Here is a 17,621-nt window from a genome sequence, read left to right on the forward strand (position 1 = left end):
TCAGGCGAGGTCCTCGATGAACGCGGCGAGCTGGGCCACGTTCCTGCACTCGTGCATCGGCACCACCGAGCCGTACTCGGTGGCGATCGAGTCGCCGGTGTCCCACTGCCGGCGCGGCTCCGGGTTCAGCCAGTACGCGTGCCGGGCCCTGCCGGTCAGCGACCTCAGCACCTCCAGGGCCGGCGGCTGGTAGTTGGAGCGCGCGTCGCCGAGGATGAGCAGCGAGGTCTTGGGCCCGATCGCGTCGCCGTAGCGCTCGGCGAAGGTCTCGAGCGCGTGGCCGTAGTTGGTGCGGCCGAAGCGCACCATGTCGGCCTCGTTCGCGAGCCGGGCCATCGCGTCCACGACGTCGGCGCCCGGCTGGAAGAACCGGGTGATCTCGTCCACCGTGTCGACGAACCCGAACGCCCGCACCTTGGTGAACTGCTCGCGCAGGGCGTACGTGAGCAGCAGCGTGAAGTGCGCGAACGACGACACCGAGTCGCTGGTGTCGCAGAGGACGACCAGTTCCGGCTTGTGCGGCCGGGGCGGCTTGACGTGGATGTCCATCGGCACGCCGCCGCTCTGCAGCGAGGCCCGCACGGTGCGGCGGAAGTCCAGCCGCCCGCGCCGGCCCTTCCTGTGCTTGATCGTCAGCCGCGCGGCCAGCCTGCGGGCCAGCGGGTGCACCTCGCGGCGCAGCCTGGACAGGTCGGCCTTGGTGACGCGCAGGAAGTCGATCTGGTCGAGGGGCGGCCGCACGGCCGAGCGGGAGATCTTCTCGATGCCGGAGTCCTCGGCGATGCGGCGGCGCACGTCGGCGGTCACCGCCTCCTCGAACCGCCGGATGCCCGAGTTCACCCGCTGCCTGGCGGTCTTCTCGGCCAGCCCGCCGCGCTCCCGCCCGGTGAGCACCTCGCGCAGGATCCCGGCCATGAGCGTCTCGGGCGACAGGGCGCGCAGCACGCTGTAGGAGAACCAGTTCTGCCGGCCCGGCTGCGCCTCCTGCCTGCCGAAGCGGTCCACCATGGCGCGGGCGAACGCGCGCAGCTCGATCTCCGTGCCGTCCACCAGCAGGCCGGCCAGGTGCTCGCGCAGCTCGGCGACCGGAGCCTGCTCCAGGTCCACCTCCTCGCGCTGCCGCAGGCCGCTGATCGCCGGCGGGAACCACAGGTCGAACAGCACGTCGAAACCCGGCCGGTAGGCCGGCTTCTTCACCAGCGTGGCCGCGTACGCCTCGCGCAGCGACTCCCGCTCGACCAGGTCGATCACCCGCAGCGCCCGCGCCGCGTCCAGCCCTTCGGCCAGCGAGACGGGCAGCCCCGCGTCCCGCAGCGCGTGCACGAACCCGACGTGCCTGTCGACGAGCGACATCAGGCCAGCCCGAGTTCCTTGACGGCGCGCTCGTGGTCGGAGTTGTGCTTGAGCACCACGCCGAGCGTGCCCGCCACCGTCTGCTCGTCCAGCTCGGCCCGCCCGAGCGCCAGCAGCGTGCGGGCCCAGTCGACGGTCTCGGCCACCGACGGCGCCTTCTTCAGCTCCAGCGCCCGCAGCGTCGCCACCGTGCGGGCGAGCTGCTCGGCCAGGTCGGCCGGCAGCTCCGGCACCTGCGCCAGCACGATGTCCCGCTCGCGCTCCGGCGTCGGGTACTCGATGTGCAGGTAGAGGCAGCGCCGCTTGAGCGCCTCCGACAGCTCGCGGGTGGCGTTCGAGGTCAGCACGACGTACGGCCTGCGCCGCGCGGTGATGGTGCCCAGCTCCGGGATCGTCACCTGGAAGTCGGAGAGCAGCTCCAGCAGCAGGCCCTCGACCTCGACGTCGGCCTTGTCCATCTCGTCGATGAGCAGCACGGTCGGCTCCTCGGTCCTGATGGCCTTGAGCAGCGGCCGCTCCAGCAGGAACTCCTCGGTGAAGATGTCGTGGTCGGCGCTGGTGGCCTGGATGCGCAGCAGTTGCTTCTTGTAGTTCCACTCGTACAGCGCCCGCGCCTCGTCCAGGCCCTCGTAGCACTGGAGCCGGATCAGGGCGGCCCCCGTGGCCTGGGCGACCGCCTTGGCCAGCTGGGTCTTGCCGACGCCCGCGGGCCCCTCCGCGAGCAGCGGCTTGCCGAGCGCGGCGGCCAGGAACACCGAGGTGGAGATGGCGTCGTCGGAGAGGTAGTCGACGGCGGCGAGCCGCTCGGTCACGTCGGCGGGGGAGGCGAACATCAAGGCTCCTGTCTGCTGGCCGAACTTTATTCTAGCCGGATACGTCCGCGTCCAACCGATTCGACCAGCCTGCGATTCACCGGTATATTCATCCCCGCAAGCGCCGCTAGCTCAGTTGGTCAGAGCAGCTGACTCTTAATCAGCGGGTCCGGGGTTCGAGTCCCTGGCGGCGTACCGCAGAAAACCCCAGCTCAGGAAACTGAACTGGGGTTTTTCCTTTTGTCAGGGCCGGGCCGCGCGCTCATGACCGGCTCTGCCGGGTACAGAGCCGGATCTCGATGCCGCCGGGGTCGGTGATGCCGCTGATCAGCCGGCCCACGCTGCCCTCGCTGACGGGGGAGCGCCCCACGCCGAGTGCGTCCAGGTGGTCGGACCAGGCGCGGGAGCGCCTCCACGGTCGGTACGGCCGGCGCCAGGGGATCGAACCCGCCCCACCCGCCGGCGTGGAGGACGTCAAGAGCCCGAGGCACCGCTCGGCACAGACCAGAAGCCGCATCGTGACCGCCGCCCACGGGACGGCCGTCGCCGTCCTGGCCCGCCTGCGGGCCCTGCGGCCCGGCCTGACGAACGCCGGGCCACCGACATCACCGTCGGGATCCTGTCGCCCGACCTGTTCCCGGTGATGAGACGCGAATGCGGCTGGCCGGCGACGCGGTGGGAGGACTGGGCCGCCGACCAGCTCTCCCACGGCCTGCTGTCCCCCTGACGATCGGGGCGGACCCCGCCGGTCAGCGGCCGTGCAGGCGGCGGAAGTCCTCCAGGTGCCCGCGGTAGGACGCGAGATCGCTCTCCAGCCTGTCCCTGGTGAGCCGCTCGGGCTCCGACTCGCGCAGCGACCTGCCCGCCTCGGTCCAGAAGTCCCCGGGGTCCAGCTCCGCGGCGCCGTCGGGGAAGAACTTCAGCGCCTCCTCCACCGCGTCGGCGGCGAACCGCCAGCCGGACGCGACCTCGTCGAACGTCCCGGCGTCCGACGGGTCGGCGGCGAAGAACAGCGCCCCCTCCAGCGCCCGGCGCGCGTACGTGGTCGCGACGAGCACCCACTGGCCGGGATCGATCAGCTCCGACAGGCCCGCGCCGAAGGTCAGGCCCTGCTCCCGCGCCCACGCCTCGGACTCACGGGGCACCAGCACCTCCACGTCGCCGAGCCGCACCAGCCAGCCGTCGGCCACCTCGTCGGTCTCCGCCCCGCGCGAACCGCCGGCCAGGTCGAGATAGACGTACGCCTCCACGAGCGTACGGGCCGGACCGGGCTCAGGCATGCCGGCTCACCAGGTCCTGGTAGGTGTCCCTCACGACCAGCAGCCGGTCGAGCCGGAACCGGCCAGGCTCGGCCGCGCGCACGCGCAGGCCCCGCTCGGACCAGAACCCGTCGTCGGGCACCTCGTCCGCGCCGGCCGGCACGAACTTGACGACCTCCGCCACCGCCGCGGCCGCCACCCGGAGCGTGCGCTCGGCCTCGGCCGGGTCGTCCACCGGGACGTTGCCCGCCGACAGGTCGGCCACCCACATCCACTCACCCGCGTCGAGCAGCTCCGACGGCTCCGGGCCGCCGAACGTCGGATAGCCGGTGGGCATCACCGGACGCTCCGGCAGGCCGAACACGTACTCACGCGGGGCCGCGCACTCCCGGCACGTGCCGGAGTAGAGGTTGACCAGCTCGCCCTCCACGCTGACCAGCCCGCTCTCCCAGGTGGTGTCCGTCGACCCGCAGGAGCACGGATGCAGATCGAGATAGAGGTGAGCCTCGTCTCTCGCCCTCGCCACCGCGAACGCCATGACCGTCCTCTCCCTCGGCGCACCCTCGCTCGGCGCACCCTCGCTCGGCGCACCCTCGCTCGGTGCACCCTCTCTCGGTGAATCTCATCATGCGGGAACCGCGTCCGCCGGAACCGCGTCCGCCGGGGCCACGGCCGGCCGCGGGTTCCGGCCGCACGTGCACGGCTCGCCCTCGGGGCACCGGCACTCCGGCGGGTCCCAGCCGGTCGTGTTGGCCAGCGTACGCAGGCGGTGCAGGATCGCGGCCCAGTCGCGGGGACGCTCCCCGGACGCGAGCGTGGCCAGTTCGGCCGCCACCGGCCCGGGCAGGAGCTGGAGCGCCTCCGGGCGGGCGGCGGAGACCAGGTCGAACAGCACGCCCAGCCGCCCGGGCCGCTGCGCCGCGGTGGCGGCTCGCACCTGGCGGACGGCCTCCGACAGCTCGGACAGCTCGGCCAGCGCCGCCTGGTCGGCGCTCGCCCGGCCCTGGGCCAGGGCGATCGCCCGAGCGGTCATGGCGGCGGCGGACCGCTCGGTCGCCCCGATCGTGAGCCGCCCGTCCACCTGGAACACCAGCCCGCCCTGTTCCGGGATGCGGCTCAGCTCCGGGTCCCGGTCCGGCGCGGCGGGCTGCGGCGGGCGGACCTCGACGCGGATCGGCGGGCGGCCGGGCAGCAGGATGTCCGTCACGCCGGGTGAGGCCACCCGCGTGCGGCCGCCCATGAGTGCGGCGGCGCGCTCGATCGCGGCGGACGCGGCCGATTCCGGGAGCGTGGGACGCCGCCCGGAGAGGGTGTCCCTGAGCTCCAGCCCGCCGTTGAGCAGCCTGTCGATCCGGCTCCGCGGCTGCGGGGCGGCGTCGCGCTCCCCCGTGCCCCACGGGGGAGAAGGCGGGGTCTGGCCGCGGCGTTCGACGTCGGCCGCGATGGCGTCGATCGCGTCGGCCAGGCGGGCGCGGTCCGCGGAGTCGGCGGCCGCCCTCCACCTGCGCGCCAGGTGGGCGTGCTCGTCCAGGCGGGGGACCACGCAGAGGTCGTCGCCCTCGACCGGCCGGCCCGTCGTCGACGGCCTGATCACGCCCTGCGGCGCGCCGGCCGAGGTCGCGGTGACCGTCTGGGCCACGTGCGACAGCTCGTGCACCAGGACCGACGACACCACGTCCGGGTGGATCCGCGGCCACAGGCGCACCACGTGCGGATCATCAGGTGTGCCCGCCCGCAGCTCGGTAGAGGCGAGGAGGCCCGCGCCCGGGTCCTCTATCTGCACCCGGACGCGCTGGTCGGGGGCGGCGGGGAACTGGACGTTCATCTGGTAGGCGGAGACCCAGGAGATGTGCGCGGCGGCACCGCCCAGATCCGCCGCGGTGAGTTCGTGCCCGCGGGTCTCCTGCAGGGTCAGGTCCGGGGCCGCGTCCGGGCGCCCGGCCCGGTCGAACAGCGTGCCCTCCATCGCTGGGGAGGGCGCGCCGCCGCTGGCGGAGGGTGTGCCGCCGCCGGTGGACCAGCCCTGGGCGACGCTGCTGCCCACCGGCGCCGCCGACTTGCGGACGTCGGCGGGCCAGACCGGCTTGCCGGCGTCCACCGCGAAGACGCCGTGCCGGCTCAGCGCATGGGTGACCTGCTGCGCGAACGAGCCGGACACCGGAGAGTTCATGAACACGCCGCGCAGGTCCAAGCGGACCCTGTCGGCGGCCTCCAGCAGGGCGGGGGGCAGGGTGGCGAACGCCTCGGCGAACCGGCCGTCCGGCGTCGCGCTGGTCACCGAACCGTCGGGTGAGGCCACGTACACGTGGAGGCCGTCGGCCTCCATGACCCTCACCCGCGCCGGGACGCCGCGCTCGCGGGCGGCCAGGCGCGCGTCCTGCAGCACCTGGATCAGCCCGTGACGGCCGGTCTCCGGGATGAACCAGAACGGCTCCGTCTCCGGAGCGGAGGGGGGTGTGAGCCGTACGTCCGACTCCATCCGGGAGATGATCTCCTGGAGCTCCTGCTGGGTGAGGATGACGTCCGTCCAGCCGCTCGTGATGCCCGTCCGGCGGACGGGTTCGCCGACGAGGCGTTCCTCCTGGTTCGGGAGCCGGGCGACGTGCTGGTAGGTGGCGTCGTAGTCCACCCTGAGCCGGACGATGAAGAGGTTGCCCTTCTCGAAGCTGCTGCGCTCGCGCCGGGCGCCGTGATGGTCGGTCACGCTCTCCGACGCCTGCTCGCCGCCGCGGACGCCGGCGTTGAGGCCGGTGGCGCCGTCGCTCCGGCCGGCGCTGATGCCGAGGGGCAGCGCCCGGCTGCGGGTGATCGAGGCGTTGAGGGAGTCGGCCTTCCTGTCGACCTGGCCCTTCTCGCCCTCGAACGGTCCGGCGATGACGGTGAGATCCGAGGTGCGCGCATGGATGGTGATCCGGGCGCCCTGGTTCTTGAACCGCAGGTCGTTGATCGGTATGACGATGCCCTCCGGTCCCGACATCCGCTCGAAGGCGGCCAGCAGGGCCGATCGCTTGAGACGCTCCTCCAGCACCGCCCGGTTCTCCCGGACGGCCTTGGCCCCGACGATCTTCGACGCCTGCCAGCTGACGACCTCCAACAGGTCGGGCTTGGCCGGATCCTCCCAGAGCGCCACGGGGAACTGCCCGGCCCGCAGTTCGGCCGGCCGGGGATCGCTCACGGTGGAGACCGGACCGGGGTCCTGGTCGGCGGGCATGATCATGCCGGTCGGGACCGGCCGGGTCAGCGAGGCGTCGAACACGACCGGTGTGCCGAAGACCGGCTCGCCGCCCACCTTGTGCCGGGAGACATCGACGACGACGAACATGCCGCCCTGAGCGATCCGGTGGTTGCCGATGAACAGGCTCAGCCGGTTCAGCCGGGTGCCCTGCTCGTTGGCGGAGTGCGAGAACGCATACCCGACGTCCGTCGAGACGCCGGCCCCCTGGCCGTCGCCGTGGTCGCCGCCGCCGTACTCCAGACCGGCCGCGTAGGAGCCTGTCCGGGTCTCCGAGCGGGTGCGGTCGATGTAGTCGTAGTGCTGCTTGATGAGGCCCGACGTCTGCGAATGCCTGAGGACCTCGGCCCGCCGCTCGCCCGCGGGGTCTTCGTACAGCAGCCGGTACCTGACCGTCAGCTCCTCGGACGGCGTCGCCTCCGACAGGCCCATCCGCAACCCGTAGGTCTTCTGGTAGCCGCGACGTGACCATGCGTCGTCGACGTGGATCCTGATGGCGTTCTCGGAGAAGTCGCTGTCCAGCTGGGCCCGGAGGTCCGGGTCCTGGGCCAGCTCGGGAGCGCCGGCCTGGATGGCGGCCACCACGGCGTTGACCGAGGTGACGGCCTTGCCCTGCTCGTCGCTCAGGATCAGCGACTCCACCAGCCCCATCCCTGTCGCGCTTTCGAGCGACGGAGCCACCACGACGTCGCGGGAGCGTTCGATGAGCTCGGCCGCCTCGCTCAGCGCGTTCTGGAGCCGCTGCTCCTCGCTGACGCTCGGGGCGCCGGGGACCGGACCGAGTCCGGTCAGCTCCTGCACCTTGGCGAGCAGCGCGGCGGGCGTGTGCCGGTCGGCGTAGCCGACGTCCTGGCCGGCGCTCCGGGCCTGGGCGACGTCCTTGAGGTACCTCTGGGTGAGGGGCACGGCCAGGCCGGCGTCCAGCGGCAGGCTGCCGTTGAGCAGGCGCTCGACCGCGTCGCCGACCAGGCGGCCCGGCAGGTTCAGCCTGCCCTCCGAGTACAGGACCAGCGCGTCGTACTCGGAGATCGACAACAGTCCGGTGCCCGTCACCTCGGCGGTCCTCGTGCCCAGCCCGAGCTGTTCGGCGATCGGCAGCCCGGACGTCGCGGACTCCGAGCCGGTCAGCGTGAGATCCACCGACGACCTGATGACGTACTGGCGGCCGAAGTCGATCAGGAGCTCTTCCGTGCCCCAGATGTTGAGGATCGACTGCGAGGTGGAGCTGCCCGAGGAGCGGGAGGGTCCGCCCAGGGTGCCGCTGTCGCTGGTCTGCCCGCCGTCGTCCAGGTCGCCGGCCTTCCCCGAGCCGCCGACGTTGTGGCCGGACGACCCGCCCCAGGACACGCCGGCGCTGCCGAGCCCGAAGAGGATCTTGCCGTCCACCTGGTCGACCACGGCGATGACCTCGGCCTGGCCCAGTTCCGCCGACACCGACAGCGACGAGCGCACCGGTATTCCCTGGGGGCGGACGACCGTGTTGGTGAGGACGGGACCGTTGAGGATCTTGGCGTGCGCGACCAGGTTGCGCACGTTCAGCGTCGAGAAGATCTTCTGGAACGCCGGAGAGTCCGCACGCGTCGCCCAGGGCAGCACCCCGCGTGCCGCCTGCCACATCCCGGGCACGTCCAGATGGAGCAGCGTCATCTTGGCCCTGGCGCCCGCGGGCACCTCGCCGAGCGGAGCCGGCGGCGTCGCGGTGTCCGATGGCAGCAGGTCGGCGGCGAACAACAGTCTGGCGGTGCCCCGCTCGGACGCCAGCAGCGTCGGCTCGTCGTCGTGCAGAAGCTCGACCTTCAGGTCGTGGGCCAGCGAGAAGATCGCGACAGGGCCCGTGCTTTCGTACAGCACCACCTCGTTGGTCGTGTTGCCGCCGCTGGAACCGATCGAGCGACCTCTCTGGTAGTCGTACCGGCCCCCGGCCTCGTGCACCGTCCCGTCCAGCCCTTCGGCGGGGCCGTCGCTCAGGCCGAGTGATCCGCCGACGCCGCCGCTCCTGGACCGGCCCGAGGCCCGGGCCGTGGTGTCGGAGCTGATCTCGAGATTGACCACCGTCTCGGCATCGGTGTGTCCGATGTAGCGGGCTCCGCCGGCGAAGTGCTGCTCCAGGGAGATCTTCAGCGTGAAGTGCTCAGGCGCGCCGTTGACGCCCAGCTTCACCAGGTCGAAGACGATGCCGTCCTGCGCCAGCGAGTCGTACGCGCTTCTGATCCGGTGCTCGGAGAGCTGCTCGGTGACCTCCTGCAGGTTGAGGATCTGGGCGGCGCGCGCGAGGTCGCCGAAGGCGTACTTCGGTGCGCCGTTCACGGTCTTCGGGATCAGGCCGCGCTCCGCGAGCTGGTCCAGCACCTTCCGCCGGACCGTGTCCAGCCCGTCGATGTCCTGGACGAGGCCGGGTCCCGCGCCTCGCATCCGCCCCGGGCCGTCGCCGAGCGACGCCGGCAGTTCGGCCCTGCGGCCGGGAGGCGCCTGCGGACTGGGTTCGCCCCGCACCAGCGCGTTCCCGTCGGCGTCGGTGACCGGCCGGCCGTTCCGGTACACCAGCGCGTTCCGGTCGACGGGCAGGCCGTAGCGGTAGGCGGCCGCCTCCCGCATGCTCGCGGTGACCGTGCTGTGCAGTGTGGGCAGGGTGACCGGGGGCTTGCCGAACTTCTCCACGGTGAACGTGGTCTCCACCGCGAGCCGGTACGTCTGCTTCCGGCCGATCTTCCGGTGCACGCTCGGGTGGATCGCCTGCCTGTTGGCCGTCGCCGAGGCCGATCGCGACCTGCCCATGGAGCCCTTGACCCTGGGGCCGATGCTGGGACGGTAGTCGCCGGGACCGTTCACATCCTCCAGCAGGGGACTGCGGAACCCCGCCGAGAGCTCGCCCCCGAGTGACCTGTTGGACGACAGGCCGCCGGGAGTGGCGACGAAGTCCACGAGGACCTCTTCCTCCCACTCCTCGGCGGTCGCGCCGCCCAGCGGCTCTGCGGCCACCAGCACGATCCTGCTCTCGGCGCGCACCCGCGCGTGCGGCCTGCCGTCGACGGTGAAGACGCGTTCGATCCCGGTGTTGACCGCGTCCCGCAGCCGGTGGGGCAGTTCGTGGGAGACGAAGGCGCGCAGGTTCGCCCGCTCGATCTCGCCGATCTTGGCGTAGTCGCCGCCGAGTTCCCGCGCGATCACGTCGAACGCGTCCTGCAGGCCGCTCATCTCGCTGACCACGACGTTGGGGAGCTGTTGGACGCGCTGATCATCGGGGATCCGGACGAGCCTGCCCGGTGGCTGGTCGGTGTAGGAGTGCGAGAACCACAGGCGTTGCGCGCCGGGATCCCCCGGTGTGCCGGTGTCCACCACGGTGGTGTCCCGCCAGGCGGTCTGCTGCCCGGTCCGGATCTCGACGGTCCACGCGGCGGCGGCGTCGAAGAGCAGGGACTCGCTCCTGTTGTCCGCGACGGAGCCGCCCTGCGCGAACATGCCGGCGCCACCCGTCGTGGAGTTGCCGCGCCCGCCGCTTCCTCCGGCGCTGATGCCCAGAGTCTGGGTCAACGCCTGGTACCACTCGCCTTCCGGCATGAGCTTGGCCAGCACACTGGTGTCGAAGCCGCCGGACATGCCGACGCTGCCCGCCTGGGTCGCGGTGACCGTACGGGCAGCCTGGAAGAACAGGCCCACCATCATCTCCGACGCCTTGATGCCTGGGTTGAGCACCTCGGCCAGGTCGGAGAGCGTGAGCTTGAACCGGATCTCCGCCGCCGTGTCACCGTGGCCCACGCGCAGCACCAGGCCGTCGGGGGAGACGATCCGGTGGAAGTCCGCCCGCAGGACGCGTTCCAGCTCGTCCGGGGCGAACCGGTGCCGGGCTCCGTTGCGTGCCAGCAGGTCGTTGACCGCGGTGGTGAGGGCGGACAGGTGGGCGAGCGTGCCCGCGGGCAGGGCCGTGGTCAGGGCGGCCTGCTGCGGCAGCGCCTTGGTCAGGGCATCGAGGTAGCTCTGGTGGCGCCGCCGCGCCGCCGCCTCGGCCCGCCGGGCGGACTTGGGCAGGGTCAGCTGGCCGAGCTGGTTCGGCGCGGGCGCCCGCCGCAACGACGACAGGAGCTGTTCGTACGCCTTCCTGGACTCGCCGGCCCTGACCAGGGCGGTCTCGTACGCCTTGGCGATGCGGAGGTGCCGGCGTTGCGTGGCCTGGTGCTGCAGGTGGGCCTTGCGCGCCTTCCTGGCTCGCTCGAACCGGCCCGAGTCGTGCTGCCGCAGCGCTTTCCTGGCTTCCTGGGTGGACTTGAGCGCTTCCTCGCGCGCCTGCGCGGCGCTGGCGGTCTTCGCCTCGATCTGGGCCCGGAGCTCCTGTTCGGCCCGGGTCAGCGTGTCGATGATGGCCTGGACCTCGTCGATGGACGGCCGTCCCTGCGGCAGCGGCGGCGCGTGTGGCTGCCGGATCTCCTGCGTGGGCGCCCACGGCGGCAGGGGCGGGGTGTGACCGCGGCCGAGCAGGTCCCGGTTCACCCCGTCGATCTCGACGGCGAGCAGCCGTTTGTCCGGCAACGTCGGAGCGTTGTGCCACTTGTCGGTCAGCAACGCCAGCTCGTTGAACCGGGCGTCCACACACATGTCCCGCCTGGCCTGTTCGCGGGTGGGACGCATGAGAACGGGCAGCCGCTCGGCGCGCACCTGCTGCAGCGTGTCGGTGATCTCGTGCAGCCAGACCCTGGACAGCTGGTCGTCGGCGACGCGCGGGTTGAAGCGGACCTCATGGGGGCGGCTCTCGTCGGAGACCCCTTTCCTGACCTTGGTCCGGGCCATCTCGTCGCGTCTGTTTCTCGAGCCCACGACGGGCCTGAAGTAGTGGGTGCCGTTGGCCGAGGTGTGCACCGCCAGCGTCCGGCCGTCGTCCGACCAGGTGAGGCCGGTCACGCTCCCGTCGAGGAAGTGGCTGGTGAGCAGCTCGCCGGTGGCCGCCCGCACGGCGTCGAGGGTCAGGTCGGGCCCCTGGCGGCCGTCGGTCACGAACCTGGTGCCGGCGATCGGCCGCGACGTGACGGTCCCCGGCCTGCTCTGGTACGTGGTCGCGCCGCCGGGCGACTGGTCGGGGGCGGCGCCCGGCGCGGTGGCCGGCGCCGCACCGCCTGGTGCGGCGGCCGGGTCGGCGACCCCGGTGTGGGCGGTGGTGCCGTCCACGTCCGGCGTCGTCGCGGTGCCCGCAGCCGGGTCCTGGGCGGCGGGCGCCTCGGGCCGAGCGTCACCGGTGTCCTGGGCGGGCTGCTCGGCGCGCACGTCTTGGGCGGCCGGCTCGGCGGGGCGGCCCTCCTGGGCCGGCTCTGGGGCGCGGGTGTCCTGGACGGCCGGCTCTGGGGCGCGGGTGTCCTGGACGGAGGGCTCGGCGGTGCGGGGGGCAGGTCGTTCGGCGGCGCGGTCGGGCTGCTCGGTGTCCGGCGCCGGCTGTTGGGGCGTGGCCTCCCTGGACCGTCGTTCGGTCGTCTCGGCGTCCTGGGCGGGCTGATCGGGCCGGGGCGTCGTCTCGCCGGCCTGTTGCGGCGAGGCGGCGGTCCTGCGGGCCCTGTCGGCGTCCGGCTGGTCCCCCGGCTGCGCGGGGGCGGTGGCGCGCCTGGCCGGCTCGGCGTCCGGCGCGGCGGAGGCCGGGGTCGCGGCGGGCCTTGGCGCCCCGGTCTGGGTCCCGTTCTGAGCGGTCGCGCTCGCCGGCCGCGCGGCCGCGGGCTCGCCGGTGCGCGCGGTTCCCTGCGTGCCCGGCTGGCCGCCGTCCGGGGTGTTCCCGCCGTTCGGGGCGTTCCCGCCCGGGGCTGAGGGGGGCGGGTCACCCGCGCGGGCGGCGTCGGTGCGGGCGGCGTTGTCGTACGCGGAGGCGAGGGTCGAGGCCGGGTTGGCCAGCGCCGAGTAGACATCGGGACTGAAGGGGCTGATCGACCCGGTACGTCCGACGCCGCCGAGGAAGGCGCCCGTGAGGGACTCGGCGCTGAACGGGTTCTGCCACTGCCCGTAGACGGCGCCGTTGGCCACGAAGCTGCCTGCCGGGGAGGCGACCATGTTGGTCGCGCCAGTGGTCAGGGCGCGCCCGGCGAACCCCGGCACGATGCTGGTGACATGGGACACCGGCCCGGCCACCTTCGTGCCGACGACGGCGCCCGTGCCCGCGCCGGAGATGGCGGCCAGGGACTTCTTCCAGTCCCAGCTCTCGCGGGTCCCGTCCTTGATCTGCTGGTACTGGGTGGCCGCGTCGATGAAGAACTCCTCGCCGATCTCCTCGATGAGTTCCTTGCCGAGCGTCGAGGCCAGCAGGCGGGAGATGAGCGCGGGCCCGGTGGCCCCGCTCAGCGCCGTCACCCTGGCCAGCTGCGTGGTGCCCACCTGCCTGGCGCCGACGGTCATCAGCCTGACGAGGATCCGGGTGATCGCCGCCCGGGCCGCGGCCGCGTACGGACCGATGATCGCGGTGCTGACCCCGGCGCTGAAGAACGAGGCGATCAGGGCGATGGCGATGGCGACGACCGTCACCCAGAAGGCCACGTTGATGGAGATCTTCGAGTACTGGGTCTCGACCGCGAAGTTGTTGGCCTGCTGCGCGTAGCCGCGCGCGTTCCTGGCCACGCCGGCGAGCCCGCCCTGCTCACCGTGCAGGGTTCTGGCCCTGGCGACGAAGTTCGCGGTGGACGGCGCGGCCCAGCCCGTCACGACGGTGCGGGTGGCCTGACCCGCCTGGGTGGTGCCGGCGGTGACGTCGTTCGCCAGGTTCACGTACCTCTTGGCCAGCGTCGACAGCCCGCTCTCGCTGGCCTCGGGCCACTTCTGCCCGGCCGACAGCATGGGGATCAGCCAGTTGACCACCCAGTCGGGCAGCGCCTCGGTCTCCCACACCGGACGGACGTCGCTGTCGATGGCCACGATCTCCGACATGCTCGGCTGTCCGCTGCCGCCATAGCTGGTGGGGCCCTGGACGTCCGATCCCCCGTTGAGCGTCACGTCCCCGGCCTCAGGCTCTCAATCCTGAGGAGAGGTCCTGCTTCATGGCGGCGTCCACCTGAAGCGTGTTGTCGACGGCGCTGCGCACCCTGTCCGACTCGCCGGAGATCTCCTTGGAGAGGTGGAGACACTGCTCGATCAGGCGGGTGGGCCCGTCTCCCTGGAAGTGGGCCTTCCAGAACGCCCGCCCCTCGGCGCCCGCGCCCCACGGGGCCGCGGCCAGCGCCTCCTTGAGCTTGAGGGTCAGGTCCGCCAGGCTCGCGTCCAGTTCCCCGGCCATGGTCTCCCACTGGGCCAGGCCGCGGTCCACCACCGGCTTGGTGATCTCGGTGCCGTTCCAGAGCCTCACGCCTTGCCCTCCATCCGATCCGCGAGGCGCGCCATGGCCGCCTCGACGTCGCCGTCGAGGTGGGCCTGGAACTCCGCCCGCGGGATCACCGGCTCGAAGATCTCCATGACGCGTTCCCGGGCCCTGGCGACCGCCCGGTGCGTCGTCTGGGTGATCGTGTCGGCCAGCATCCGTGCGTCGGGACGCCGGTAGACGCGCGGGTCGAGGTCGAGCCGGACCAGTTCCCCGCGTACGTTGACCGTCACCGACACCAGGCCGTCACGCGACTTCTCGGTGATCTGCACCGTCTTGGCGCGGGCGTGCAGCTCCAGCCCGCTGTCCTGGATCTGCCGGAACATCTCGCGCAGCTCGTCGGCGTATGCCCGCATCGCGGCCGTATCGGGAGGACCGACGGGTTCCACGCCGAACACCCCCCTCGCCCCTGTCGCATCCGACGAAACTTCTGTGTTTCTGGCCAGTTTCCGTCACATGAACAGCGGATGGCAAGTGAAAGATCAAAAGGGCTGATCGTCACCTTTGAGCGGTACGGCCCGTTCCCCGAGGTCGTCGACCTCTACGGAGGGCACCCAGAGCCGGTACACGCCCCGTTCGATCCGCTCCAGCCCCAGCCCCCGGGCGGTGAGCACGGACCCGCCCAGATACTCCAGCAGCACCTGCCCGTCCCGCTCCTCGCGCACCTGGAACGGCTCGCCCCGCCACCGGCACTCCACGGTCACGAAGTCCAGCGCCGCGCACTCGGCGGCCGGGACCGCGCGGACATGACAGCCGGGCTCGACCTCCTCGAACCCGTCAGCCGGCTCGGGGCTGCGCAGCCGCACCCACAGCTCCAGGGCGTGCGGCTCAGGACTGGCCAGGTAGTCGGCGCCCCGCCACCGGGCCCGGTAGAACGCCCGGCTCATGCCGCGCCCGTCCCGATCAGCAACCACCGCCGCAGGTCGCCGTGGTACATGGCGCGCCGGTGCTCGGTCCCCCCGATCGTGAGCTCCCAGATCTCCGCGCCGTGCGGCAGGACCACCCCGTACACCTTGTACTCGCGGATGACCTGGTCCACGTTCGGGACCAGGCCGAGCCCGACGAACGGCGGCTCCTCGACCACCCACCCGGCCACCGCCGCCCTGCGCTCCTCGTCGGTCCCGCCGTACGGGGTGCGGTAGAGATCGAGACCGACCGGGCGCCAGCGCAGCACGTTCAGCGAGCCGTCGCCGGTCAGCATGCCGGGCTGCCCCAGCGCCTCGGCGAGCACGGACGGCGTCGCGATGTGCGAGACGTCCAGCGCGTGATGGCAGTATCCGGAGATCCTCGGCTCGCCGCCGGTGATCAGGTCGTGCACGTCCGCGGGGGAGAGCAGCTTCTGGACCGTCGGCACCCCGGACCCGGGGGCGATGAGGAGGTCCTGGGCCAGCGTGGGCACCGCCAGCCTGGCGAGCGTGCCCGACTCCAGCATGAAGGAGGCGGGCAGCCCCGGATTGACCGCCAGGCCCCAGCGCGGGTCCGGCCAGCCGGCCGCCAGCTCGACCGGCGAGACGACCCGGCAGTGCGCGGCGACGCCGCCGGTGGCCGCCAGCATCGCCGCCACGGAGGTGTACGCGAGCACCCACGTCCGCTCGGCGTCCGCGGCCGTCGCCCACGCGGGAGCCTCCGTCCCCGCCGCCGCGCCGGCCGTGATCGGCAGGGCCAGGTCGGCGTCGCGGAGCAGGCTCAGGCACAGGGCCGTGCGGCCGTCGTGATGAGCCGCCCACAGCCGCTCCTCGAACGGCGTGGCCGGCGGATGATCGATCGACGTCACCCGCACAGTGTGCCCGAGCGCCGGGTCGAGGCGGTTCTTCCGGTGTGCGGCACGCTTCTGTCACCGTGGCGCATTACCCTGCTGGGAGGCGTTGATGGGGGTGGAGGGCTTCGTGACGGTCAACGGGATGGCGAGCGTCGATGGGGCCGCCGTGGCCTCCGGAGCCTCCGGGGCGGCCGAGTCGGTCGGCCGGGTGCTGGGCACGCAGGCCGCCTCGCCGCTGTCGTTCTGGATCGGGCTGGAGCCGGGCAAGGTCGTGCAGCTCGACGACGTCGTGGTGACCAGACGCGAGGTGCCCGGCCACGGCCCGCTGGTGGTGGCCGGGGTGGTGACGGCCGTGGAGGCGCGTCACGAGGGCGCCGCCTATGACTCCGACGTGTTCCTGATCGCCGAGGGCGCGCTGCCCGCCGCCGTGATCGAGGTGGCCGAGGTGCGGGTCACCCGGGTCGAGCCCGAGGTGTTCGTGCCGCCGCTGCCTGGCGCCAGGGTCTACCTCGCCGGGGCGGGAGACCGCGACCAGGCTCTCTACTTCGACGTGATGGACCGCCGGGTGCCGCTCGGCGTGGGCCGTGACGGGCAGCCGCTCTACGTCAACTTCGACTTCCTCGACGGCACCCGCGGCGCGCACGTGTCGATCTCCGGCGTCTCCGGGGTGGCCACCAAGACCTCGTTCGCCACGTTCCTGCTCTACTCGATCTTCAACTCGGGCGTCCTGGGCGGCGAGGCGGCCAACACCAAGGCGCTGATCTTCTCCGTCAAGGGCGAGGACCTGCTCTTCCTCGACCAGGACAACATCCGGCTCGACGCGGCGGCCAAGAGCGTCTACGGCCGGCTCGGGCTGCCGGCCAGGCCGTTCGGCAGCGTCCACGTGTTCGCCCCGCCCCGGCCCGGCGACCCCAACGGCGTCCCCCACGTCTCCGCCCGCACCCACGGCGTCAGCGCCTTCTACTGGACGCTCGTCGAGTTCTGCCAGGACGAGCTGCTGCGCTTCGCCTTCGCCGACGCCGACGACGAGCGGGCCGGCTACTCCCTGCTGGTGGGCCAGGTCGCGGCCCGGCTCAAGGCGTGGGCGGAGCCGGTCGGCGACGGCGGCGCCGTGATGATCCAGGGCACCTCCTGCCGCACCTTCTCCGACCTGGTCGAGCTGCTGTCCGACCAGCTCCAGGACGAGGGCAGCCGCCAGCAGTGGACCGGCGCGCAGACCCCGCTCGGCACCGTCAACGCCTTCCTGCGCCGGCTCAGGAGCGCCGTCCGGGCGCTGTCGCCGATCATCCGCGGCGACCTGCCGTTCTACCGCAACCACTCGGTCAGCACCTCCAGCGCCCAGGTGACGATCGTCGACCTGCACAACCTGCCCGAGCGGGCGCAGCGGTTCGTGGTCGGCGTGGTGCTGCGCGGCGAGTTCCACCGCAAGGAGTCCTCCGGCACGGCCAAGCCGCTGCTGTTCGTGGTGCTCGACGAGCTCAACAAGTACGCGCCGCGCGAGGGCGACTCGCCGATCAAGGAGATCCTGCTCGACGTGGCCGAGCGCGGCCGCAGCCTCGGCGTGATCCTGATCGGCGCCCAGCAGACCGCGTCCGAGGTGGAGCGGCGCATCGTCGCCAACAGCGCCGTGCGCGTCGCGGGCCGCCTCGACACCGCCGAGGCCGCCAGGTCCGAGTACGGCTGGCTGCCCCCGGCCGTCCGCGACCGGGCCACCATCGCCAGGCCGGGCACGATGTTCGTGGCCCAGCCCGAGATCCCGGTGCCGCTGGCCGTCGCCTTCCCGTTCCCCGCCTGGGCCACCCGCCCGTCGGAGGCGCTCGCCCCCGCCGAGGCGTCGGCCGATCCGTTCCAGGGGCTGCCCGGCGTCGAAGACGACATCCCGCCCTTCTGA

General features: G+C 72.7%; 10 protein-coding genes and 1 tRNA gene. 2 read left to right on the forward strand and 9 right to left on the reverse strand.

Translation table 11 applies throughout. From position 1 onward, the window contains the following. Together ACQEUU_RS32985 and ACQEUU_RS32990 are read right to left on the reverse strand one after the other, a co-directional pair. Positions 1-1,353 (reverse strand): vWA domain-containing protein, encoded by a 1,353-nt coding sequence (locus ACQEUU_RS32985; RefSeq protein ID WP_433073225.1) that lies wholly within the window; start codon positions 1,351-1,353, stop codon positions 1-3. Continuing rightward, a complete protein-coding gene (locus tag ACQEUU_RS32990) occupies positions 1,353-2,186 on the reverse strand; it encodes an AAA family ATPase (RefSeq protein WP_433073228.1) in 834 nt (277 codons plus the stop codon). The genes ACQEUU_RS32985 and ACQEUU_RS32990 overlap by 1 nt, the downstream gene beginning before the upstream one ends. A gap of 100 nt (positions 2,187-2,286) precedes the next feature. Between ACQEUU_RS32990 and ACQEUU_RS32995 the strand changes: the two genes are divergently transcribed. Beyond that, positions 2,287-2,360: transfer RNA gene (locus ACQEUU_RS32995), tRNA-Lys, on the forward strand. Positions 2,361-2,914: 554 nt separating this feature from the next. Here the strand turns inward: ACQEUU_RS32995 and ACQEUU_RS33000 are convergent. The 7 genes from ACQEUU_RS33000 to ACQEUU_RS33030 all read right to left on the reverse strand — a co-directional run bounded on the left by ACQEUU_RS33000 (position 2,915) and on the right by ACQEUU_RS33030 (position 15,745). Further along, entirely contained in the window at positions 2,915-3,445 is a 531-nt protein-coding gene (locus ACQEUU_RS33000) for a hypothetical protein (protein WP_433073231.1), read from the reverse strand. Then, on the reverse strand, positions 3,438-3,962 hold the full coding sequence (locus ACQEUU_RS33005; protein WP_433073234.1) for a hypothetical protein: 525 nt from the start codon (positions 3,960-3,962) through the stop codon (positions 3,438-3,440). Before ACQEUU_RS33005 ends, ACQEUU_RS33000 begins: the two co-directional genes overlap by 8 nt. Before the next feature lie 87 nt (positions 3,963-4,049). Then, positions 4,050-13,544: a hypothetical protein gene (locus ACQEUU_RS33010; protein ID WP_433073237.1), complete on the reverse strand. Its 9,495-nt coding sequence runs from the start codon at positions 13,542-13,544 to the stop codon at positions 4,050-4,052. A gap of 76 nt (positions 13,545-13,620) precedes the next feature. Then, a complete protein-coding gene (locus ACQEUU_RS33015; protein WP_433073240.1) occupies positions 13,621-13,959 on the reverse strand; it encodes a hypothetical protein in 339 nt (112 codons plus the stop codon). After that, the gene (locus ACQEUU_RS33020) at positions 13,956-14,327 is read right to left on the reverse strand and encodes a YbaB/EbfC family nucleoid-associated protein (RefSeq protein ID WP_433073243.1); all 372 of its coding nucleotides are present in this window, start codon (positions 14,325-14,327) and stop codon (positions 13,956-13,958) included. The genes ACQEUU_RS33015 and ACQEUU_RS33020 overlap by 4 nt, the downstream gene beginning before the upstream one ends. A 126-nt stretch (positions 14,328-14,453) precedes the next feature. Continuing rightward, the gene (locus ACQEUU_RS33025) at positions 14,454-14,858 is read right to left on the reverse strand and encodes a hypothetical protein (RefSeq protein WP_433073246.1); all 405 of its coding nucleotides are present in this window, start codon (positions 14,856-14,858) and stop codon (positions 14,454-14,456) included. Beyond that, a complete protein-coding gene (locus tag ACQEUU_RS33030; RefSeq protein WP_433073249.1) occupies positions 14,855-15,745 on the reverse strand; it encodes an SseB family protein in 891 nt (296 codons plus the stop codon). The genes ACQEUU_RS33025 and ACQEUU_RS33030 overlap by 4 nt, the downstream gene beginning before the upstream one ends. Positions 15,746-15,839: 94 nt before the next feature. On the opposite strand from ACQEUU_RS33030, the gene ACQEUU_RS33035 reads away from it, so the two are divergent. After that, a complete protein-coding gene (locus ACQEUU_RS33035) occupies positions 15,840-17,621 on the forward strand; it encodes an ATP-binding protein (RefSeq protein ID WP_433073252.1) in 1,782 nt (593 codons plus the stop codon).

Source organism: Nonomuraea sp. CA-218870 (genome assembly GCF_050936535.1).
Lineage (GTDB): Bacteria > Actinomycetota > Actinomycetes > Streptosporangiales > Streptosporangiaceae > Nonomuraea > Nonomuraea corallina.